This window comes from Bacillus sp. XF8, assembly GCF_017498755.1.
Lineage (GTDB): Bacteria > Bacillota > Bacilli > Bacillales > Bacillaceae_G > Bacillus_A > Bacillus_A bingmayongensis.
Genome location: NZ_JAGDQK010000026.1, coordinates 1 through 22,377, shown reverse-complemented (window position 1 = coordinate 22,377; position 22,377 = coordinate 1). Strand labels below are relative to the sequence as shown.

Sequence of the window (22,377 nt, the reverse complement as noted above, 5' to 3'; positions counted from 1 at the left end):
TTTATCTGTGCTTAATTTTATAGATGATGCTAGCTAAAATAGAAGCTGGTATGTAATAGATGATGCCTTGTTGATGGAGGTGTCTTTGGAATTCTGTATAGGACATGTTCTCATACATTTCTGGTTGAGAAACATTCATTTTTTTCTGTTTTTCTTTTAATTCTTTTATGGAATTATATTGGATCGGAGTCACAAGTAAAAAGTATGCTAGAACAACGATTAGTAAAATCCATGCCATATTGAAACGCTCCTCCTGATAAATTAGTATATTTGTATTAAAATATAAATAGATAAAAGGTTAAATTACTATAATATCTATTTTTGTAAGAGTTTGTTTTGTTACGGAATGTATTCGTCTTACTGTGCCAATAAAAAAATGCTTTTAATTATTTTCAATAAATGCCCATAGCTCATCTGTATTACGTATGTTATGATCGATACACAATTGCGCAGTAATTTTGAACCCTATTAACAAGTCATCAATTTGTAAGGTGGGATAATTTTCTATATCTCCATTTACTATTGTTTTGTCGCTTTTTAAATTCAGTGATACACTCAATAATATTTTATTTGTTTTTATGTCAACGACCTCAATGTAGAAAAACTTGTTTTTTAAATCAATTGTAATATAATCAAACTTTTGCACTTGCTCCAATGTAGCATAACTGGTGTAGTGATCCTCCATTAATCATTCCTCCATATATTTGAATCATTATAGGTCATAGTTCGTTACATATTTCATTATTCCCTGTATTGTGCATGATCGAAAATCAAATTTCCCTATAACTACGCAATGTCATGTATAATAGAAAGAAAAGGTTTGTGAGGGGGGAAGAGAAGATGATCGTTCTTTGGATGATTACGCTTTGTATGACTACTGTTTTTGCATATATGACATTAAAACAAAATGGTCTGAAGCGCTTTATTCCAGGAAGTATTCTTGCAGGAATTGCCCTTATCACGTATGTAACTTCTATTTTTATTGAAAGTATTTCGGTGGATTTGAGCACAAGTTTCGTATTTGTTGCGATTACATTATTTGCAGGTTCAATTATGGTGTTAATGGTTGCTGGTATTATTTTGTTCATTCATATGAATTCGGAAACGTTATAAGATATAAAGAAAGGCATGTCCCATGAGGGGCATGCCTTTTGTCCGTTCCATTATGCGTTGTCTTTTGAAGCATTTTGTTGTTTCAATAAGTCGCGAATTTCGCCAAGAAGTACTTCTTCTTTTGTTGGTTCTGGAATTTCTTCTTTCTTTTCCTCTTCTTTTTTGAATGTTAGCTTGTTGAATAGCTTGATAAATAAGAAGATGGAGAAAGCGATAATTAAGAAGTCAACAACTGTTTGAATAAATGCACCATATTTTACAACAGCATTTCCAAATGTAAAGGAAAGTCCCTTGAAGTTTATTCCACCAAGTAGTAATCCAACCAATGGCATAATAACATCGGCTACTAATGAAGAAACAATTTTACCAAATGCACCACCGATTACAACCCCGACAGCTAAGTCCATTACATTCCCTTTTAAGGCGAATTTCTTAAATTCGTTCAACATGTGTTATTCCCACCCTTTCCACGATTCAGTATAAAATTTATAATTCCTATCAACATATTCTATAGAAGTTTGTGAAAGAAATAAAGGGAAAATGGGAATGAAAGTAAATTCAGAAAAATGAATCCGTTTTTTGATTGAGCATTCTATTTTATAAAAAAATTTGATTAAAACTCACTTAGAATTCTTTAATCAAAAATGGGAAAAGCATCACAACATTTTTATAAACGTCGTGATTTTATTTCAAAGTCACACTTATCTTTTGATTTATCGGTTTGGCAATAATAATAATCACACCTTAGAAATATAAAATAAAACAAGACAAACAATTATAGCATCTATTTTATTTTTAATTGTTTTAACAGCTCTTTAATCTCTATTAATTCACTTTCTATATAACGCAATTTGCTTTGCATGTCATTAATCTATTGTTCTGCTTTATAATTAATTGCAAAATCAATAACAGACTCATGTTTATCACGTGCTGTTTGACGATTTTGACTCATCATAATAATAGGAGCTTGAAAAGCTGCTATAAAAGATAAACATAAATTTAATAAAATAAATGGTGGATCATCAAAATGTATCCCTTTTAAAATAAGTAGTTTTATTAGGTTGTGTTTATTGATGTATTGAAACCTTTACTCGTTGATGAGTAAAGGTTTTTTTATTGTAATGATGCACCTTTCTTTTACACCTTACATAGTATATTCAGGAAAATTGATTCGGATAAGGAGGTGGGGAACGGTGTCACTTGGAGACCCAAGCCCGATACCCATATGTTTTACATTTATATTTCATCATGTAGGTAGGAAACGACTTGTTCCTCCCTCTCTAAAAAAGTAAAATACATATTAATCAATATAGTTTGCTTTTTCAGAATATTTTAGGTGGAAAAGGAGGGAATTGGATTTAATTGTCGAAAGTGATTCTTGGAAACAAAATTCCAGTCGTGTTTAGTGTTGATGTTACTTTTTACTAATTGTCTGATATTTGAGAGCTTTATTAATTTTCCTGTGTAATACTTGATTCTTTGTTTACATAATTTATGAACATGATTATCGTTAAGAAAAAAGTTGATATAATTATGTTTTAACCAGTGTATATAAAAATCGGATTTTCTGATTAAATATCCTCTAGTCTACAGATACTAGGTTAATTTGTTTCCAAATCGCCTTTAAATATACATAAATTATAAAGTGTTAATATTTATCTGCATGGTTATAATGCCTTTATTCATTGTTGGGTGTACTATTCAATAGCGAATACATAATTTTCAAGAGGTGTGTGTCAAATGGGGGAAAAAGAAAAAAGACAAGCATTACTAAAGAATACAATTTTAGAGACACCGTTTATAAGAGATAAAGAGTTAGCAAGAAAATTTAATGTAAGTGTACAAACAATAAGATTAGATAGAAGAGAATTAGCGATTCCAGAATTAAGAGAACGACTAAAAGTTTTTGCTGACTGTAGTATGAAAGAAGGAGTTTGTTCATCGCCGATTGAAGAAATAATAGGGGAAATTATTGATCTGGAACTTAATAAATCGGCGACATCTGTTTTGGAAATGAAAGAAAATGAGCACGTGTTTAGTAAAAATCAGATTGTTAGGGGGCATTACCTATTTGCACAGGCTAATTCATTAGCGTTAGCGGTTATAAATGATGAAATGGCATTAACTTCTAAGGCTAACATCCATTTTTTAAAACAGGTTAAACAAAATGAGAGGGTAATTGCGAAAGCAAAGGTAAAAGAAACTAAGTTCGACAGAGAGGGTACAATAGTAGAAGTTCAAAGTTTCGTAGGGAATAAAATAGTATTTTCTTGTGAAATTGAAATTTATAAATTTAACTTTGATAACAATATAAAGACTAAAGATAGAATTGTAACTTCACTATTTTAAAAGTAATGAAGTTACAATTCTATTGTAAAATTCCTGGTAATTATATAAAATTCTGGAAATAAAGAAGGTGACAGATGAGATATTTTAAAGGGAAACAGTTCAAAAAGAAAAAATTCTTACTAAAAGAAAATTTTCACTCAAATAGGTGTCTATTTAAATAATATAGACTCAGATTATAAACTATCTGTTTATGCAAAAATCCTAGATTTTCCAAGGGGGATTAATCAAATTTACTATAGTGAACTTTTATAAAAAATAAAGGAGAAGGAATCGATGGAGAAGAACTACAAGATTATATTGAGCCTATTGGGATTTGCTATGTTTTATAGTCTTTCAAATAAGAAACAACTTGATATTAAAAGAATTATTAATTATAAAAGAACAAGTAAAACAAGAAGGAAGTATGTTGAAATCCATAGAAAACCTCTAACTGGTTCTGGTACAAATATCCGAAAGAGAAGATAGATAATAGTAGACTTCTAGCAAAGCGTATTTTATGTTATTAGTCCAAACACTTGATAAATGGAACCTTTCTGATTTTGGACAGACTGGATTTGTAAATGAATCGGTTCTTTTTTTATTATATGCATGCTTTCCACTTCAATCCATTTAACATAGAGGTTACTATTTTAAAGAATTTGTCCCCAACATAGAGGATACATGTTTCTTAATAGAATAATGATCTTGTTCCACAATGTTATTTAGATATTTTATCTGTCTAATTTGGATGCCTATGGGCGTCTTTTTCTCTTTCTTCGATTCAGCAATTGTAATTGGATAAGTATGGTTCTTGCCTACCGTAATAACCACGAAGCTTTGAAAAATAAAAAGACCGTAAAGTTTTCTTGAAAAAGCGCTTGGCAGTTCTATGATATCTTATCCTTTTTAAATAAAAATTAATTGCATTGCTTTTTGAATCAACAGCATGATATAGATACACCCATTGATTTTTGACTTTCATATAAGTCTCATTCACTCTCCAAGAATTATTAATTAGTTTAAGATAAAGCCTACTCGTTCATCATTCATATGATATGACAAATTCTTACTGCTAATCTCAGTACAAAATAGAGGAAAAGTGTAGTTGTGAACATAAAGAATGAATTGAAAAAATTATACAAATTCATCAGGATAGTGGGGAGTGTTAAGGTGCGTCAAAGATTCATAAAGCATTGTTAGAACAAGAATTACAATTAAGTATAAAGTGTATGCATCGGCTTATGAAGGTAGATATATTTATAAAACATCGCTAAGCAATAGAAGTTTTGGCTAAAGAAGTAGCGTAGATTTAATTTTTTTACGCCTGAAATATTGATTAATATCCATATTTTGGTGATAAAGCTAAATTCAGTTATGGAGGTCAGCAAATTTATGAAAGGAATCATTCTGGCAGGTGGAAGTGGAACAAGATTATATCCACTAACAATGGTTACTAGTAAACAATTACTACCTATTTATGATAAACCAATGATTTATTATCCACTTTCAACATTAATGTTATCAGGAATTCGTGAAATTTTAATTATTTCAACACCAGAGGATATATCGCGATTTCAAAAATTACTAGGAGATGGTACTCGATTTGGCATATCACTTCAATATAAGGTTCAACCCAGTCCTGATGGGATAGCACAGGCTTTTATCTTGGGAGAAGAATTTATTGGAGATGATTCGGTTGCAATAGTTCTCGGTGATAACATTCATTATGGCAATGGTTTAAAAAAGATATTACATTGTTCAGCTATAAAGGAATGTGGAGCCACTGTATTTGGTTACCATGTTCAAGATCCAGAGCGTTTTGGTGTTGTGGAATTCAATAGAAATGGGAAGGTGTTAAATATAGAAGAGAAGCCCAAAGTACCAAAATCTAATTATGTAATTACAGGTCTATATTTTTATGATAACCGTGTAGTTGATATAGCAAAAAGTGTGAAGCCATCAGCAAGAGGTGAATTAGAAATAACATCGGTTAATGAAGCTTATTTAAAGTTTGAAGAATTAGAGGTCAAACTTCTTGGGCGTGGATTTACCTGGTTAGATACTGGTACTCACCAAAGTTTAGTTGATGCTACAAACTTTGTTCGGACCGTTGAAGAGCATCAAGGGATTAAAATTTGCGTACCAGAGGAAATTGCTTATACTAATAGCTGGATTACACAACAACAATTATGGAATTATGGAGAAAAACTACATAAGACTAGTTATGGACAGTATTTAATGAAAATTGCAAACAGAGAAATTCAGTATTAAACGAAAAAGCGGATTAAAAGATGTGTTGATTATTGCCTCTATCGTTTTGGTTTATATCATCATGTGTTAAATTGCCTTTTGAGTCTGAATATTACGAAAAAAGTTCGCTCAAATATGATCGTGGAACCATTTGGAATTAGAAAGATAATTCAAATTAAACCCGAACAGTCTGGAAAAGGTCAGAAAGCTAATGTTTTAGATGGTGTAGAGAAATAAGAATTTTAGTAGTAGGTTTATACAGGGCAATTTGGGGTTGCTGTCGCAAAAGGAGATATAAATTGAAGTTTAGATATTATAGAGATAGGTTCTATTGATTTAGATATAACGAGGTGAAAGAATGAGAAAAAAAATACTGGTTACGGGTGGAGCCGGGTTTATAGGTGGGAATTTTATACAATATATGGTGGGTAAATATCCTGAATATGATATTTATAACCTGGATTTATTAACATATGCTGGTGAGTTAACGAAGCATAAAAATATTGAGCACAACAAAAATTACTTTTTTATAAAAGCGGATATTGCAGATCGTGAGGCGATCGTTCCTCTTTTTGAAAAAGAAAAGTTCGAGTATGTTGTTCATTTTGCCGCAGAAAGTCATGTCGATCGTTCTCTTACTGACCCGGAAATATTTGTTCGAACGAATATAATTGGAACGCATGTTTTATTAGATGCGGCCAAACTTATAAGTGTTACTAAATTCGTTCACATATCTACGGATGAAGTTTATGGAGAACTTGATTTTGATCCAACAACTTTTTTTGGAGAAGAAACCCCATTACACCCAAATAGTCCATATAGTGCAAGTAAAGCATCATCTGATTTATTAGTCCAAGCTTACCATAAAACTTTTGGTTTACCTATTAATATTACTCGTTGCTCAAATAATTATGGGCCGTATCAGTTTCCTGAAAAATTGATTCCTTTAACCATTTCCCGTATATTAAATAACCAAAAAGTCCCTATATACGGAAATGGAAGTAATATTCGAGATTGGTTACATGTTTTGGATCATTGTGCTGCAATTGATTTAGTAATGCACGAAGGTGTAAATGGTGAAATATATAATGTTGGTGGACATAATGAAAGAGCAAATTTAGAAGTTGTTAAAACAATTATTAATACTTTAGGAAGACCAGAGAACTTAATAGAGTTTGTTAAAGATCGTTTAGGGCATGATAAGCGTTATGCTATTGACTCAACTAAGGTAGAACAATTAGGTTGGAGACCAACATATACATTTGAAACGGGAATTGCTCAAACAATCCAATGGTATCTTGATAATAATGATTGGTGGGAGCAAATTATTAGTGGGGAATATCGAAATTTCTTTGAAAGGCAATATAGTATTTAACTTTTTGCTGGTAGAGAAAAATGTATCTCAATATGTACAAAATAGCTGTGGTAGGTGTCTGTTTCGTTGCAATTAGCTAGAAAGTAACCTGTGTACATATTGATGAAAGTAAATTTGATGGAATTGTAAATTTTTTTGATTTATAAAACTAACTTAAGAGTTAGTAAAAAAAATTATATAGTTGGAGAACTTGATTATTTGATTGATTCCATGACTATTGGTAAGAGTGGAAACGTCATTTTTATGGGTACAGGGAATTCGAAACAAATGTGATAGATTAGCTAGTCTTTTGTATATCACAACTATTGCAAGACAAATTGAAAACTATAATTTGTTACTTATACAAGAAAAATTGTATTAATAAATGGAGGTAAGGTATTAAGAGGTCTCAGAAATCCCACTGAAAATAACTCTAATTTCAGGGAGAGAACTTCTTTTTATAATTCAATCTAGTGGCTATAGTCAATTTTTTCAACAAGTAATCACGAACTTTTGCTATGTTTCTAAATGGTTGTAGGTAATGTTTATATTATGAAAACATAATCTATAGAATAGACAAGAAAAATAAATATCGCCGTATAATAACTGTATCTTTAGATTTTTTTGTTAATTCCGTTTACTTCCATGATAATTTTTGGTAAAATCGAATTATTAGAAAATTTCAATTATGGCATTAATGAATACTGAGTTATATTCATTAAGAATTATTTTCGAATGAAACAAAAGCTATTGAACAGTTCGTGCATTCGCTTTACCCGATTTTTCCTTTCAGAGGAACTATCACTGCTGTATAAGGCATTCCTTTTCTATTTTAAACAAAAGAACCAAAGGAAGTTACTCGTTGTTTCGGCACGTTAATGGAATGAGGGGATAATAGATTGCTAATGTAGTGCTGGTGACTCCTGGATGAAAGGGCGAAGCTATGCTCTATATTGAAATATAGAAGGGGATAGATGTGAAGATGTCTTGGTATGTACTTTATGTGGAAACAGGTCAAGAAGAATTCGTGAAATATTTAATCAAAAAGTATATTGATAAATTAACAGTGGAGGTAATAGTTCCGAAAAGGATAATAAGAGAAAGGAGACAAGGTGAATTATATGAGGTGAGCAGACCTGTGTTCCCTGGATATGTATTTCTTAACACGCATATGAGTGTAGACTTATACTATAGACTTAAGCAAATACCGAAGTGTTTTCGTCTCCTAAATTCATATAAGTATAGAACTGATTATATGATTGATGATGTCAGCCATGATAATGTGGACAGAGTTTTTTCTACTGTAGAGGAAAAAGAGATTGCTCTGATTCTTCAGTTATTACAAAAAAGTGAGACAATTGGATTTTCGCAATTATATGCAGAAAATTCAGAAGTAATTGTAATATCAGGGCCTTTGAAAGGATTGGAAGGAATTATAAAAAAAATAGATAGACGTAAAAATAGAGCTAAAATCGAGCTGAACTTTTTGGGAGTGGTAAAATTGATTGATGTTGGAATTGAAGTGCTAACCAAGAATGCTTAAATATAGCTATCAATTGGAATAAATCTATTAAAGGCCAAAGCCATTCAACAGCTTTTGTTTATAAAGATCACCTATTTTGTGAAGAAATGGTAATTTTATTCATAAAATAGGTGGTTTTTTGTTTATCCATAATTTGGTTGATCCATAGAAATAGAGTGGTGTCGATTGTTAGGGGGGATGACGTTATGAAGGATCCAATCATTTTTATGTTTTCGGGACAAGGCTCTCAATATTTTCATATGGGAAGGGAGCTATACGAACATGAGGCTATTTTTAATGAAAACATGCATGTGTTGGATGCAGTATTTCAAAAGGCCACGGGAAAATCGGTAATTAAGTATATGTATGATGATCAGCGCTTAAAAAGTGATAATTTTAGTGATTTATTCTACACGCAACCAGCTATTTTTATGATTGAAGTTGCTTTGGCCTATTTACTGAAGGCAAAAGGAATTCGCCCTCATGCGGTAATAGGATCAAGTATGGGAGAATATGCGGCCGGTGTTGTGGCTGATGTTTTCCATCCAGAAGATGCGCTAAATGGTTTGATTGATCAAGTTCATCTGTTAAAGAAGTTTAGTCAGCAAGGGGGGATGATTGCGATTCTAGCATCTCCCGAGCTTTATGACGAGGTTCCTATTCTGCATCATCATGCACATCTTGCCGCAATTAACAATGAATCCCATTTTGTAATCACTGCTAATCAAGAGGGAATAAAAACGGTGGAGCGATACCTACGTATAAAAAAAATTACTTATCTTAGACTGCCTGTAACCGTTCCGTTTCATTCCCCTTACATTGAATTGGCGAGTGAATCAATTCAAAATCGTTTAACGCAAATAGCCTATCAATCACCTGAAATTCCATTTTACTCCTCTGTGACTGGAAAAAAACAGGAATATTTGACAGCTACGTATTTTTGGGACGTTTTAAGAAAGCCAATCCAATTTAGTAGCGCGTTAACAGAAGCCGTGGATCATGATGGGGCAATTTTAATAGATTTGGGACCTTCAGGTACACTTGCCAATCTAGCAAAAGTTCATTTTAGACAACGTAAAGATCTATCTATTTGTAGTATTTTGTCACCGTACACCGATAATGTCAAAGCATTAGAAAGTGTATATGCTAAGGTGTTTAGTCATGATGAAATAATAAGGTGAAAATGAATCACAAAAGAGTTCAAGGAGGGAGAGGATAGAGTGAAAGATAGAATTATTCAATTGGCATTTCCAATTTTTATTGAAAGTGCACTGGTGATGGTAGACGGCCTTATACATATTATTTGGGTCGGGCAATTGGTTGGTGGTAATGCAGTAGCGGCGGTAGGTGCATGCTTTCCAATTATTTTAGCAATGTCAGCTTTGGCTAATGGAGCGGCTAAGTTAACTTCAACGCCCATGTTACAACGTTTTCTAACAAAGAAAAATCGAGATAATGTGGTGCAAAAACAAATAAATGTATCATGGTCTTTTGCTATTTTGATAGTGTTGTTTGTGACAGTAGGGATTTATTTAGCTGCTCCATGGGTTCTGACCATACTGGGAACCCCTAAAGATATTATGGAACTTGCAACAGGGTATCTCCGTATTATGGCTGTTGGCTTCACTATCATGTATCTCTCATTTTTAATTACATCCCTACTGAGAGATGTTGGATATACTTTTGCAAGGATGCTTTTTATTGCAATTGCCACAGCAGGTAATTTAGTACTAGTCCCTATGTGGATCATAGGGATTGGTCCCTTCCCAAAATTAGGATTATACGGGGCTGTATTTGCTTCTTTCATTGTCTCGGTAATTGCTATTATCGTTTCTTTAGGGTATCTCTTACGTCATTATAAGGGCTTACTTATTAAACCAACACAATTAACATGGGATCGTGAAATCCTAATCTCATTATTACCTATGAGCTTGCCTATTTTTATACAACAGTTTCTACTGGCTTTGGGATACACGTGTATTATTCTCTTTGTTAATCCATTTGGAAGCGATGCGACAGCGGCTTTTTATGTCATTAGTCGAATTGATTCCATTGTGGCATTGCCGGCGATTGCAGTTATGATTGCTATGACGATCCTGACAAAACAATTGGTGCAGGGGAAGAAACTGGAGGAAATCAAAAGTCTTTTTCATTGGGGGCTGATTATTAATTTTCCTTTTACATTTTTAATTGCTTTGTTCTGTTTTCTCTTTCCTGATTGGATTATAAGGGTTTTTATAACTAATCCATCCATTATCACTATTGGTGCAGATTATTTGAAAATCATCAGCTTTGGTTATCTTCTCTTTACGCTTTTATATGCTTGCAATGGCATTATTAATGGGGCTGGAAAAAGCGGAGTCACTCTGGTCTTTTCCTTAGCTTCCCTCATTGTAATTAGAGTGCCGGTGTCAGCGATACTTACACATGTAGGTTTTAAAGTAACAGGCGTATGGTTGGCTGTTCTAGCAAGTTTTATCGCATTAGCAATATGTAGTTGGTTATATTATCTATCAGGTTTATGGAGGAAAAAATGGGAGGTTGAAGAAATGAAAGCACAAGATGTAATGCCATCTTAAAAGGAGTAACATTGCTAGGTGGTCTATCGTATACAGCGCTGGCCACAGGATAAGGAAAAATATTATCTTTTGAAGGAGTGAAGAGATATGCCTGAAACCTCAACTAAAAGTTATAAGGGGCCGGGAATGAACGGCTTTATCGGTAAGTGGTATGCTAAAAACACTCAGAAAAAAATTGAAAAATACACACGGGATGCGAAGAAGGTTTTAAAGGCCTTATCCGATGGGGATTCTGTGCTTGAACTTGCTCCCGGTCCTGGGTATTTATCAATTGAACTGGCCAAGTTAGGCGATTTTCAGATTACGGGTTTAGATATTAGTGATAAGTTTGTGCAAATGGCACAAAATAATGCTGATAAAGCAGGGGTAAATGTTGATTTCCGCCATGGTGATGCGGCACAAATCCCATTTGATGATCAAACTTTTAATTTGGTTGTTTGTCGGGCGGCTTTCAAAAATTTTGCCCAACCGGTCAAAGCGCTAAATGAGATGAAAAGGGTATTAAAACCAGGTGGAAAGGCGGTTATCATCGATTTTAAAGGGAATGTGCCTAAAGCCGATATTAATAAATTTGTAACAGATGATATGGGATTTACAGGTCTGAATGCCATGATTATCAAGTGGATGTTTCGGAATGTTGTGATTAAGCAAGCCTATACTAAAGAGAAGTTTATGGAATTCGTAAAAGATAGTGATTTTGAGGCATGTGATTTACATGAGGGACTTATTGGAATAGAGGCATGGTTAGAGAGATAATTTAATGGCGTCTGTGAAGGGGAAAAATGGATATTGTTGTATTTATGGGGTCAAAAAGGTTAATACTTGGAGACTCCTTTTTTATTCTAAAATCAGGTTTAGACTATCATTCCATTGAAATGATTTTAATAGACATTTACTAGATAATAACCATATTTTCTCAGTGAGAGGGGGGATAGGTTGTACAACAAAAGATTGCCAATGTTGTGGACAACACACCTCGATTTTAAAAAAGGGGGAGAACGGAATTTTCCGTCGGTTTGTTGTCTTTGCTATTCAGATTCTCTTCAAGATTACATACAAACTAAATCATTTCTCCATCCGAATGAAAGGGTCTATTTAAACCAATTGCAGTATAACAGTAGAATAAAAAGCTATCTAGCAGGTAGATATGCAGGTAAAAACGCTGTATCCGTGTTAAGTGGGGGAGAAAAGTTAAGTGCAATTGCAATTGAACCGGGAATTTTCCATCAACCGATTGTTCACTTTTCAGGTAGACCAGGAATTCAAGTTACCATATCCCATTGTGATGATTTAGGAGTGGCACTTTCTTATCTTGATGCCTGTCCACTAGGAATTGATATTGAGCAAGTTCAGATAGATAAACAAGCGGTATTGACTGAACAAATGACGGCCGAAGAGCATGTTTTGATGAAATCACTACCTTTTTCTTCGATACACTCACTCACCCTTTTCTGGACAGTCAAGGAAAGCTTGTCCAAAGTATTAAAAATTGGGTTTACATCCCCAATTGACACCTTTGCCATTCATACAGTGGAGATAGCACATCCTGTGATAATAAGCTATTTTAAATACTTTCCGCAGTATTGTGCTACCTCGTTTACTTTTGGTTCCTATGTTTGTTCCATTACCCATCCAAAAGGAGTTTGTTGGTCCAAAGATTCTATTTATCGCTTATTGTCTCAAGTTATTCCTGTATTAGAGGGAATAACTTTATAAATCGATGGCATGCCAATAATTTGATGTAATAATGTTGTTTAATAGAAAACGAAAAAGGGGATGAGAGAATGACCGTTTATGTTTTTCCGGGACAAGGATCTCAGAAAAAAGGGATGGGCGAAGATTTATTTACAGAATTTTCTAATTTAACTAAACAGGCTGATGACATATTGGGGTATTCTATTCAGACATTATGTTTGGAAGACCCAGAGGGGAATCTAGGGAAAACACAATATACGCAGCCTGCATTATTTATCGTTAATGCATTTCACTATTTAAAGAGAATAAAAGAAACTAATGAAAAGCCAGATTATGTTGTAGGGCATAGTCTGGGAGAGTATAATGCCCTGTTTGCTGCAGGGGTATTTGATTTTGAAACAGGCCTTAAATTGGTAAAAAAAAGAGGCGAGTTGATGAGTCAATGCTATGGTGGTGGAATGGCAGCTGTTATTGGCTTGAATGAACAACAGGTTGCGGAAGTATTGGCATTAAAAGGGTTGGATCAATTGGATATTGCTAACTATAATTCACCTACACAACTAGTTTTATCCGGTCCGAAAGAAGAAATTAAGCGAGCACAGGGAATTTTTGAACAGACTCCCGATGTCCAGTTGTTTGTCCCTCTAAATACAAGTGGTGCTTTTCATTCACGTTATATGCAAAAAGTTAAATTGGAATTTTCGTCTTATTTAGATAAATTTAATTTCTTTGCACCAGCTATTCCAGTCATATCTAATGTTGAGGCTAGACCGTACGGGGAAGATATTAAAGGTAATCTCATTACTCAAATTGATCACCCTGTGAAATGGACAGAGAGTATCCGATACTTAATGGGGAAGAGGGAAACGGTTTATCTAGAGCTGGGGCCGGGTCATGTTTTAACCAGTTTAATTAGTCAAATTAAAAGGCAAGCAAATCCTTTGATTGTAGAGGATAGCCCAATATCGGTTTTAGAAGAAATTGAAATGGGGGATGAAAAAAATAAGGCTTCACTTGATTCATCCCCTAGTTTATCTTTGACGGCTTCTTTCTTGGGAAGTGAAAGTTTTAAACGGGATTATAACCTTAAATATGCATATTTAACGGGTGGGATGTATCGGGGAATTGCCTCTACGAATTTAGTGGTGCGTGTTGGCAAAGAGGGAATGATGGGCTTTTTTGGAAGTGGTGGATTAAAACTAACGGAAATTGAACGGGCTATTATAACCATTCAAAATGAATTAAATCAGGGTGAACCGTATGGTTTTAATTTGGTTCATCAGTTTAATCATCCGGAAAAAGAAGAAGAAATTGTTGATCTATTTTTAAAATATGGTGTGAAAGTCATTGAAGCCTCAGCTTTTCTGAGCATGACACCAGCCTTAATTATCTATCGAGCGAAAGGTTTAAAGCTTTCTGACGATGGATCCGTTTGGTGCAACAATCGTATCATTGCTAAAATCTCAAGGCCGGAAGTTGCTGAGGCTTTCTTAAGCCCTGCCCCTGAACGGTTGTTAAACAAGCTGGAGATGGAAGGGAAAATCACTTCTCAGGAAGCCAAATGGCTTCGACAGGTTCCTATGGCAGATGACATTACTGTTGAAGCTGATTCAGGCGGGCATACAGATAGTGGCGTGGCCTATGCGTTATTGCCGACCATTATTCGGTTACGGGATCGTCTTGTAGCAAAATACGCTTATAAAAAAGAGATTCGTGTCGGTGCGGCAGGTGGAATTGGTACACCTGAAGCTGCAGCTGCAGCTTTTACCCTGGGGGCAGCATATATTCTCACAGGATCCATTAACCAATGTACTGTGGAAGCGAACACTAGCGATACTGTAAAAGATTTGTTGCAACAAATGAATGTACAGGATACGGGATATGCACCAGCTGGGGATCTTTTTGAACTAGGCGCCAAAATTCAAGTGTTGAAAAAAGGGGTATTCTTTCCAAACCGTGCAAACAAGCTTTGGGACTTATACCGTCACTATGAATCATGGGAAGCCATTGATGAGCGTGTGCGGCACCAGATTGAAGAAACATATTTTAAATGCACTTATGAAGAGGTATATGAAAAAGTAAAGCTTCACTACCCGTCAGAAGATTTACAGCAGATTGAAAAAAGTCCTAAACAAAAAATGGCGGCGATTTTTAAATGGTACTTCCACTATAGTAATCAATTAGCTCTTAATGGTAATGAGGAATCCAAAGTAGATTATCAAATTCATTGTGGTCCTGCCTTAGGTTCGTTTAACGAATGGGTTAAAGGGACTAAGTTAGAAAACTGGCATAACCGCCATGTTGAACAAGTAGGAAAATATTTAATGGATGAAACTGCACAGTTATTGAATAAACGTTTTCAACAACTGTTTACTGTAAATGAATCGCTATCATTTGAAACTGTTACAATATAAGGAGGAAATAAAATGAAAAAAGAAGATATCTTTTTGATACTAGTACAGCATGCACGTGAGATCGTACCTGAGCTTGAACAGCATCATTTTCAATGGGAGGATCGATTGGTAGATTTAGGGGCTGATTCCGTTAATCGGGCGGAAATTATTATGTTGACACTGGAAGCTCTTTCTTTGCGAATTCCTAGTATTGAATTGTCGGAAGCCCGGAACCTTGGAGGATTGGCAGAAATCCTATATGAGAAAATGCAACATGCATGATTTATAATCTATATTCTTTGAGAATGAGTTATCATTTTTTTATAAATTATACCTATTTAATTATAGAGCCAAATACTAGAAATGCTATCGTTGTTGATCCAGCATGGGAAATAGATAAAATCACTCAGTACCTTGAAAAAAAGCATGCTAATCTCCGGGCGATTCTCTTGACTCATTCTCATTATGACCATGTCAACTTGGTATCAGTATTAAATGATCTTATGCAACCAGATGTCTTTATGTCTCAAAAGGAAATTGATACATCGGATTTTCGGTGTAAACGATTGCATGCTGTCAATGATAATGATCGTCTTTTATTAGGGGGATTGCCATTTTATTGCTTGTTAACTCCTGGACATACAATGGGTAGCATGTGTTTTAAGTTAGAAAAAAGCCTTTTTACAGGTGATACTTTGTTTACAGAAGGATGTGGTGTTTGTCCTAGGGATGGCGATTTGCCAGAAGCGATGTATCTTAGCATACAAAGATTAAAAACAGAAATAAAAGATGATGTTCATATCTATCCTGGGCATTCATTTGGTATGCCACCGGGACAAACGATGGAGTATCTGCGTAAGAACAATATTTATCTTCAATTAAATCAGAAACATTTTATTGAATTTCGCATGCGAAAAAATCAACGGAATTTCTTTGAGTTTCAATAGAAAGGAAGAGACTATATGGGAGAACTTGAAGTTATTCAAACCACCCCCATAGGTATGCCTAGAACGTCACCGCTTCTCTTTGTTCATGGGGCAAATCATGCTGCTTGGTGCTGGAAGGAACATTTCCTTCCTTTTTTTCAGGCCCATGGTTTTCAATCCTATGCTTTAAGCTTTCGTGGACACGGTCGAAGTGAAGGGCGCGAAAAATTACATACCTTTACTATGGATGACTATGTAGAAGATGTATACCGTGTGCTGCAAACTCTTGAACAGAAACCTATTATTATTGGTCATTCCATGGGAGGAGCAGTGGTACAAAAAATAATGCATCAGCATCCACAAAGGATTGAAGCGGCTGTGCTCATGGCTTCAATTCCACCTGGGGGGATGCTAAAAGATTTTTTGCGGCTATTATTGATGCACTCTAAGAAATTTCGTCAAATTACCTTATATAATCAGGGGAAAATTACTTCCTTTCCAGTGGATTTATTTTTACATGATGCAACGCCAGAAGAAAGGCAATCTTTAAATCGGAAGCTACAACCGGAATCGACAAAAGCCAGCCGTGATTGCCTAAAACGTGTGGTACCCAAGAAGACAATAGCTCAAGTTCCTCTTTTGGTACTGGGCGCTGATGAGGATAGTATGATCTCAAAAAAGACTACTCAGTCTATTGGCCGTTTTTATCAGACAGAGCCAGTTATTTTTCCACAAATGGGCCATGACATAATGTTGGAACCCCGTTGGCAGGAGGTTGCTGAGCATATACTTGCTTTTTTACTTAGAGAGGAGGAGTGAATAGGAAAATGAAGTGCAATCAAGGGGGGCATTACCAGATTAAAGAGAAATTAATTGAGGAGTTTATTAAGGTAGTGGGAGAGCAAGATCAGCCTATTGATCTCAATAAAAGTTTTCTTGAACTGGGTATAAATTCTATTAAAGCAGTAGACTTTGTTGAAGCTGTTAATAACAGCCTGGGGTTAGAGTTGGGTGTTGAAGTAATATTTGATTTTCGTGGTATTCCTGAATTGGCTGAACATATAACGGGATTATATTCGGAGGATGAAAAAAACTGCTCGTCTGTGGTTACTATAGACGAAGATTCATCCATGGATATTGCGATCATTGGGCTATCAGGGAAGTTTGCTGATTCTGAAAATATTGAGGATCTGTGGTCTCATCTTAAAGCGGGAGAATGTTGCATTAAAGAAATTCAACGTTCAGGTTGGGATGAGAAGGTTTACTATACGCCGCAGGCAGATCGGAAAAATCAGTCAGTCAGTAAGTGGGGAGGCATGTTGTCGCATATTGATCAATTTGATGCCAGTTTCTTTGATATTTCTTCAGAGGAAGCAGAACGAATGGACCCGCAACAACGCCTCTGTTTGGAGGAAACCTATAAAGCCATTGAGGACGCCGATTACCCTGTTGAAAAATTGGCGGGGAAGAAGGTGGGCGTGTTTATAGGAGGACGAACATCCGACTACCGGACGAGATTATTGAATGAAATGAATACTTACACTTTTTGGGGTAATGAAATGTCTATGTTGGCATCACGAATTTCTTATTTTTTTAATTTTAAAGGACCTAGCCTGACATTAGATACGGCTTGTTCATCCTCTTTGGTTGCGATTCATTTAGCTTGTGATAGTATCCGCAAGGGTGAATCGGAAATGGCACTAGCTGGAGGGGTTTTTATTGCAAGCACGCCTGAATTTTTTGTGATGTCTTCTCAGGCTGGTTTATTATCGCCAGATGGTCAGTGTAAAGCCTTTGATCCCCAGGCTAATGGTATGGTTTTGGGTGAAGGTGTGGGTGTAATCGTGTTAAAAAGCTTGGATGCCGCGGTGAGAGACAAGGATCATATCTATGGAGTTATTAAGGGATCTGCGGTTAACCAGGCTGGTAGAACGAATGGGATGGCAGCGCCAAGTGTCGCTTCCCAAAAGGAATTAATCCAAGAAGTCTATTCTAAATCGCAAATTCCTCCTGAAACGATAGGCTATATCGAAGCCCATGGTACAGGCACAATGTTAGGGGATTTAATGGAATTAAAGGCTTTGTCTGAAGCATTTAAGGTGTTTACGGATAAGTCAAGATTTTGTGTTATCGGTTCCCATAAGCCTAACATCGGTCATGCCACACTAGCAGCTGGGATGGCTGGTTTATTTAAGATTCTAATGGCAATGAAATATCACATGTTACCGCCCAACCTTCCAGTCGCACAGGATCAAGATCACCTTTTAAATAACAGTCCTTTTATGCTTAATAACGCATTGCGTCAGTGGAAATCACATCCTGGTGTGCCCTTAAGGGCAGGTTTAAATGCGTTGGGTTCTAATGGGACCAATGCCCATATAATTATTGAGGAATGGATAGATCAACCGGTTCAAACTATATCATCAATATCCAAGCCCTATTATCTATTTTTGTTTTCTGCTAAAAGTATAGAAGCTTTACATCAAAAATTAATCGATCTAGTTGATTGGCTGGAGCTTGATGGCGAACATTATTCCGCAGAAGAAGTAGCTTATACCTTATCGATGGCACGAAGCCATTTTGCTATTCGTTGTGCCTTCATTGCCAATGGTTTGACGGACCTAAGGGAAAAAATGTGTAAAGTAATAAAAGAGGGATTTAAGGAAGGAGGATTGTGGTACCAACGGGCCAACAATTTTCAACCAGATTCTGAACAGATCAATCACGGGCAACAGTTGATACATAATTTGTTGAACGGAACGGTTTTATATAAAGATACCTATTGGGAATATATAGAAAAAATATCTCAGCTTTATGTGCAGGGTTATGATTTAGATTGGACAGGTCTATATCAAAAAAATAGGAAGGTGCCTCTACCATCCTATCCTTTTTGTCAAAAAAGGTATTGGGTACCAGAGCGGGATGATACCACTGAAACTACTGATTTATCATCGTATGGTCTGCAAATGCATGATATGGATGAACTGCTTGAAAATTTATTGTTAAGACAATTGCAGTCCCTAGGTATTTTGACTGACCAACAAATGACATTAACGGATATGCAAAAGAAACTGGAGCTGTCTGCTATCTACCATAAGTGGTTGGCACGAAGTCTTCAGTTTTTAGTTGATAGGGGATGGGTAGTTTGTGATGAATTTAATCGCTATAGCGTGAACCCTTCTTTAGAGAAGAGGCAGGATGGATGGGAAGTATGGGATCAACAAAAACAGCATTGGTTAATTTCTCCTGATGCTAAGGCACAGACAATTTTGGTAGAGCATACTCTTCAATCTTTGCCACGGATTTTGACTGGTAAGGTACTGGCAACGGATATTATGTTCCCAAATTCTTCGATGGAACTAGTGGAAGGGATCTATCAAAATAATTCTGTTGCTGATTATTTTAACAAAATTCTTGCACAAAAAGTGGTTAATCACGTTCAAGAGCATTTACGCCAAAATCCAGATGCACGTATACGTATTATTGAAATAGGAGCAGGCACAGGAGGCACCAGTGTCACTGTATTGAAACATCTAAAGCTTTTTGGGGACCATATAGCGGACTATTGCTATACTGACATCTCAAAAGCGTTTCTGATCCACGCGGAGAAAAAGTTTAAAGCAGATTATCCTTTTATCTCCTATGCGGTTTACAATGCAGAAATTGAAGCCGCTGAACAAGGCATTTCTATTGATACGTATGATGTTGTCATTGCTACGAATGTTCTTCATGCTACAAAAGAGGTTGCGCAAACGTTACGCTTGGTAAAAGCATTGTTAAAGGTAGATGGTTTGCTGATTTTAAATGAAATTAGTGATAATTCTCTATTCCTTCACCTGACGTTTGGTCTTTTGGAAGGTTGGTGGTTATTTCAAGATGATACACTGCGTCTACCTGGCGGTCCAGCTATATCTGATGAAGGATGGAAACGAGTATTGGAAGAGGAAGGGTTTAAACAGGTCCGTTTTCCTGTGGAAGAAGACCATGCAAAGGGACAGCAGATTATTATGGCCTTAAGCAATGGTCAAGTGCGTCAAGCGGATGCACCAAAACAAACTGGTGTTCAACAAGGGGAACCTAAAAAGCTGTCTGTTACCATGAAGGATCATCACATAGCGGCGGCCTTGAAAAATTGGATAGCTGAACACTTGGCGCACGTCTTATCGACTGAAGCACAAGCTATTGATTTTCAAGCTGCTTTTCGCGATTACGGCGTTGACTCTATTAGTGGTATCAATTTGGTGCAAGAGATTAATCAGAATTTTTCCCTTGATTTGAAAACTACTATTCTCTTTGATTATAGCTCTATTGATCAATTAGCAGATTTTCTTTTGACCTATTACTATGACGCCATTGCTACTTTTTGGAGACATGAGACATCTTCTACTAAAGCAATTTCTGTTGTTCATTCGAAAGAGCTTAAAGAAGAACTGAATGCTCATGAGATGAAGCCGGTGTTAGACGGAGGGCAGAAAGAACCGATTGCCATTGTAGGTATGAGTGGCAAGTTTGCTAAATCCGAAAATATGCATGTCTTATGGGAGCATTTGGCCAAAGGGACCAATTTGATTGACAAAACATCCCGCTGGAGACATTCAGGTGATAAAGATGAATCCGTAAAACGTTGGGAGGTAGGCAGTTTTATTGAGGATATTGATCAGTTTGACTCACTGTTCTTTAATATTTCAGGGCTAGAAGCAAACTATATGGATCCTCAGCAACGCCTATTTTTAATGGCATCCTGGCAAGCCTTAGAGGATGCCGGTTATGCTGGAAAAAGTATACAAGATCGATTGTGCGGTGTTTATGTAGGATGTAAGGAGGGGGATTATCGTTACTTAATGAACGACTATCCTTCACGTGAGGTGCCACAAGCTTTTTGGGGGAATCTAAGTTCTGTCATTCCAGCTCGTATTGCCTATTATCTTAATTTACAAGGTCCAGCTATTGCGGTAGATACCGCATGTTCCAGTTCACTAGTAGCTATGCATTTGGCTTGTCAGGGATTATGGACAGGCGAAATTGAGATGGCATTAGCTGGAGGTGTATCTATACAATGCACACCGGAGTTATATCAAGCAGAGCATCAGGCTGGAATGTTATCTCCAACAGGACAATGCTACACCTTTGATGATAGAGCCAACGGATTTGTTCCAGGTGAAGGGGTTGGTGTAGTAGTACTTAAACGATTAGAAGACGCCATTACCGATGGTGACCACATTTATGGAGTGATTCGGGGTTCTGGTATAAATCAAGATGGTACTACCAATGGGATTACAGCACCTAGCCTTCGTTCTCAGTTGCGGTTGGAACGAGCTGTCTATGATAAATTTGGTATCAATCCAGCGGAAATTCAGATGGTAGAAGCGCATGGTACAGGAACTAAATTGGGGGATCCCATTGAATATCAGGCATTGACACAAGCATTTCAACATTACACAGATCAGAAGGCTTATTGTGCCATAGGCTCAATTAAAACTAATATTGGCCATGCACAAATGGCTGCTGGAATTGCTGGTGTTATTAAGATTCTATTGGCTTTAAAACATAAAAAAATCCCCCCTTCACTACACTTTGAACAGGGAAATACCAATATTCAATTTAAGGATAGTCCCTTCTTTGTGAATACTGAGCTAAAAGAATGGGAGGTCAAACCAGGGGTTAAACGGTGTGCTGCTGTTAGTTCTTTTGGAGTGAGTGGTACTAATGCCCATATGGTGATTGAAGAGGCACCTGAGTTAATTCGCAAACATCCAAATCAGCCAGCTTATCTATTGGTGCTGTCGGCTCGATCTGAGAAAGCTTTGCAAAGGCAAGCCCAGCAGTTGATTGATTATAGTAAGGATAATAAAGCGGATATAGGGGATATTTGTTACACCTTATTGATGGGTCGACAGCATTTTAAACATCGTCTAGCCTGCGTAGTATACAATCAGCAAGATATGGTTGCACAATTAACAAAATGGCTTGAGCGTAAAGCTGTTTCCTCTTTATTTACTCATGTTGTCCATGAGAGAGAACATAGAGAACAGCTTGCTTTAAAGAAGTTTGGCAACCACTGCATCCATCAGTGTGAAGTAAACAAGGAAGAATATATGGAAAGCCTTTTTACGGTGGCAGATTTGTTTGTTCAGGGATATGAATTGAATTATTCAGATTTGTTTGCGGATGGGCAATATAGCCGGGTGCCACTGCCTACCTATCCTTTCGCTCTAGA

At 36.0% G+C, this 22,377-nt stretch carries 17 protein-coding genes and 2 pseudogenes; 14 read left to right on the top strand and 5 right to left on the bottom strand.

Annotation, left to right across the window (positions count from 1 at the left end; translation table 11 throughout):
- Position 1: 1 nt before the first annotated feature.
- A complete protein-coding gene (locus J4P91_RS16720; protein WP_207995017.1) occupies positions 2-238 on the bottom strand; it encodes a DUF3949 domain-containing protein in 237 nt (78 codons plus the stop codon).
- Positions 239-382: 144 nt separating this feature from the next.
- Positions 383-685: a protein Dhp61 gene (gene dhp61 / locus J4P91_RS16715; protein ID WP_207995016.1), complete on the bottom strand. Its 303-nt coding sequence runs from the start codon at positions 683-685 to the stop codon at positions 383-385.
- Between the two features lie 155 nt (positions 686-840).
- On the opposite strand from dhp61, the gene J4P91_RS16710 reads away from it, so the two are divergent.
- A complete protein-coding gene (locus tag J4P91_RS16710; protein ID WP_207995015.1) occupies positions 841-1,113 on the top strand; it encodes a DUF3917 domain-containing protein in 273 nt (90 codons plus the stop codon).
- Between the two features lie 50 nt (positions 1,114-1,163).
- Here the strand turns inward: J4P91_RS16710 and mscL are convergent, their stop codons facing one another.
- Both mscL and J4P91_RS28950 read right to left on the bottom strand, forming a co-directional pair.
- Positions 1,164-1,562, bottom strand: coding sequence for a large conductance mechanosensitive channel protein MscL (gene mscL, locus J4P91_RS16705; RefSeq protein WP_207995014.1), 399 nt, complete (start codon positions 1,560-1,562; stop codon positions 1,164-1,166).
- 335 nt (positions 1,563-1,897) lie between these two features.
- Positions 1,898-2,164, bottom strand: a pseudogene (locus J4P91_RS28950) (DUF1003 domain-containing protein); the annotation flags it as partial.
- A 689-nt stretch (positions 2,165-2,853) separates the two neighbouring features.
- Between J4P91_RS28950 and fapR the strand changes: the two are divergent.
- Positions 2,854-3,462, top strand: a complete 609-nt coding sequence (gene fapR, locus J4P91_RS16695) for a transcription factor FapR (protein WP_207995013.1) — start codon at positions 2,854-2,856, stop codon at positions 3,460-3,462.
- Positions 3,463-3,956: 494 nt separating this feature from the next.
- Here fapR and J4P91_RS28945 read toward each other — a convergent pair.
- Positions 3,957-4,474: pseudogene (locus J4P91_RS28945) on the bottom strand (DDE-type integrase/transposase/recombinase); the annotation flags it as partial.
- 359 nt (positions 4,475-4,833) lie between these two features.
- On the opposite strand from J4P91_RS28945, the gene rfbA reads away from it, so the two are divergent.
- The 12 genes from rfbA to J4P91_RS16625 form a co-directional block, all read left to right on the top strand.
- Positions 4,834-5,712, top strand: a complete 879-nt coding sequence (rfbA, locus tag J4P91_RS16680) for a glucose-1-phosphate thymidylyltransferase RfbA (protein WP_207995010.1) — start codon at positions 4,834-4,836, stop codon at positions 5,710-5,712.
- 337 nt (positions 5,713-6,049) lie between these two features.
- Positions 6,050-7,066 carry a dTDP-glucose 4,6-dehydratase gene (gene rfbB, locus J4P91_RS16675; protein ID WP_207995009.1) on the top strand — a complete coding sequence of 339 codons (1,017 nt, stop codon included), beginning with the start codon at positions 6,050-6,052 and terminating at the stop codon, positions 7,064-7,066.
- Between the two features lie 961 nt (positions 7,067-8,027).
- Positions 8,028-8,588 (top strand): antiterminator LoaP, encoded by a 561-nt coding sequence (gene loaP, locus J4P91_RS16670; RefSeq protein WP_207995008.1) that lies wholly within the window; start codon positions 8,028-8,030, stop codon positions 8,586-8,588.
- Between the two features lie 185 nt (positions 8,589-8,773).
- Complete coding sequence (locus J4P91_RS16665) at positions 8,774-9,748, top strand: acyltransferase domain-containing protein (RefSeq protein WP_207995007.1); 975 nt, start codon at positions 8,774-8,776, stop codon at positions 9,746-9,748.
- 39 nt (positions 9,749-9,787) lie between these two features.
- The gene (locus tag J4P91_RS16660) at positions 9,788-11,146 is read left to right on the top strand and encodes an MATE family efflux transporter (protein ID WP_207995006.1); all 1,359 of its coding nucleotides are present in this window, start codon (positions 9,788-9,790) and stop codon (positions 11,144-11,146) included.
- Between the two features lie 87 nt (positions 11,147-11,233).
- Positions 11,234-11,902 (top strand): class I SAM-dependent methyltransferase, encoded by a 669-nt coding sequence (locus tag J4P91_RS16655; RefSeq protein WP_207995005.1) that lies wholly within the window; start codon positions 11,234-11,236, stop codon positions 11,900-11,902.
- Positions 11,903-12,082: 180 nt separating this feature from the next.
- Entirely contained in the window at positions 12,083-12,862 is a 780-nt protein-coding gene (locus J4P91_RS16650; protein WP_207995004.1) for a 4'-phosphopantetheinyl transferase superfamily protein, read from the top strand.
- 68 nt (positions 12,863-12,930) lie between these two features.
- Entirely contained in the window at positions 12,931-15,255 is a 2,325-nt protein-coding gene (gene fabD / locus J4P91_RS16645) for an ACP S-malonyltransferase (RefSeq protein WP_207995003.1), read from the top strand.
- A 12-nt stretch (positions 15,256-15,267) separates the two neighbouring features.
- The gene (locus tag J4P91_RS16640; RefSeq protein ID WP_207995002.1) at positions 15,268-15,516 is read left to right on the top strand and encodes an acyl carrier protein; all 249 of its coding nucleotides are present in this window, start codon (positions 15,268-15,270) and stop codon (positions 15,514-15,516) included.
- Complete coding sequence (locus tag J4P91_RS16635; protein ID WP_207995001.1) at positions 15,513-16,181, top strand: MBL fold metallo-hydrolase; 669 nt, start codon at positions 15,513-15,515, stop codon at positions 16,179-16,181. The genes J4P91_RS16640 and J4P91_RS16635 overlap by 4 nt, the downstream gene beginning before the upstream one ends.
- A gap of 15 nt (positions 16,182-16,196) precedes the next feature.
- Positions 16,197-16,979 (top strand): alpha/beta hydrolase, encoded by a 783-nt coding sequence (locus J4P91_RS16630; RefSeq protein WP_207995000.1) that lies wholly within the window; start codon positions 16,197-16,199, stop codon positions 16,977-16,979.
- Positions 16,980-16,987: 8 nt separating this feature from the next.
- Positions 16,988-22,377: beta-ketoacyl synthase N-terminal-like domain-containing protein (locus J4P91_RS16625; protein ID WP_207994999.1), on the top strand; the 5,390-nt coding region annotated here is incomplete at its 3' end.

Coding starts and splice junctions, on each gene's coding strand:
- fapR (WP_207995013.1), top strand. CDS start 2,854: ATGGGGGAAAAAGAAAAAAGACAAGCATTACTAAAGAATACAATTTTA.
- mscL (WP_207995014.1), bottom strand. CDS start 1,562: ATGTTGAACGAATTTAAGAAATTCGCCTTAAAAGGGAATGTAATGGAC.
- J4P91_RS16640 (WP_207995002.1), top strand. CDS start 15,268: ATGAAAAAAGAAGATATCTTTTTGATACTAGTACAGCATGCACGTGAG.
- J4P91_RS16665 (WP_207995007.1), top strand. CDS start 8,774: ATGAAGGATCCAATCATTTTTATGTTTTCGGGACAAGGCTCTCAATAT.
- dhp61 (WP_207995016.1), bottom strand. CDS start 685: ATGGAGGATCACTACACCAGTTATGCTACATTGGAGCAAGTGCAAAAG.
- fabD (WP_207995003.1), top strand. CDS start 12,931: ATGACCGTTTATGTTTTTCCGGGACAAGGATCTCAGAAAAAAGGGATG.
- J4P91_RS16655 (WP_207995005.1), top strand. CDS start 11,234: ATGCCTGAAACCTCAACTAAAAGTTATAAGGGGCCGGGAATGAACGGC.
- loaP (WP_207995008.1), top strand. CDS start 8,028: ATGTCTTGGTATGTACTTTATGTGGAAACAGGTCAAGAAGAATTCGTG.
- J4P91_RS16635 (WP_207995001.1), top strand. CDS start 15,513: ATGATTTATAATCTATATTCTTTGAGAATGAGTTATCATTTTTTTATA.
- rfbB (WP_207995009.1), top strand. CDS start 6,050: ATGAGAAAAAAAATACTGGTTACGGGTGGAGCCGGGTTTATAGGTGGG.
- J4P91_RS16630 (WP_207995000.1), top strand. CDS start 16,197: ATGGGAGAACTTGAAGTTATTCAAACCACCCCCATAGGTATGCCTAGA.
- J4P91_RS16710 (WP_207995015.1), top strand. CDS start 841: ATGATCGTTCTTTGGATGATTACGCTTTGTATGACTACTGTTTTTGCA.
- rfbA (WP_207995010.1), top strand. CDS start 4,834: ATGAAAGGAATCATTCTGGCAGGTGGAAGTGGAACAAGATTATATCCA.
- J4P91_RS16720 (WP_207995017.1), bottom strand. CDS start 238: ATGGCATGGATTTTACTAATCGTTGTTCTAGCATACTTTTTACTTGTG.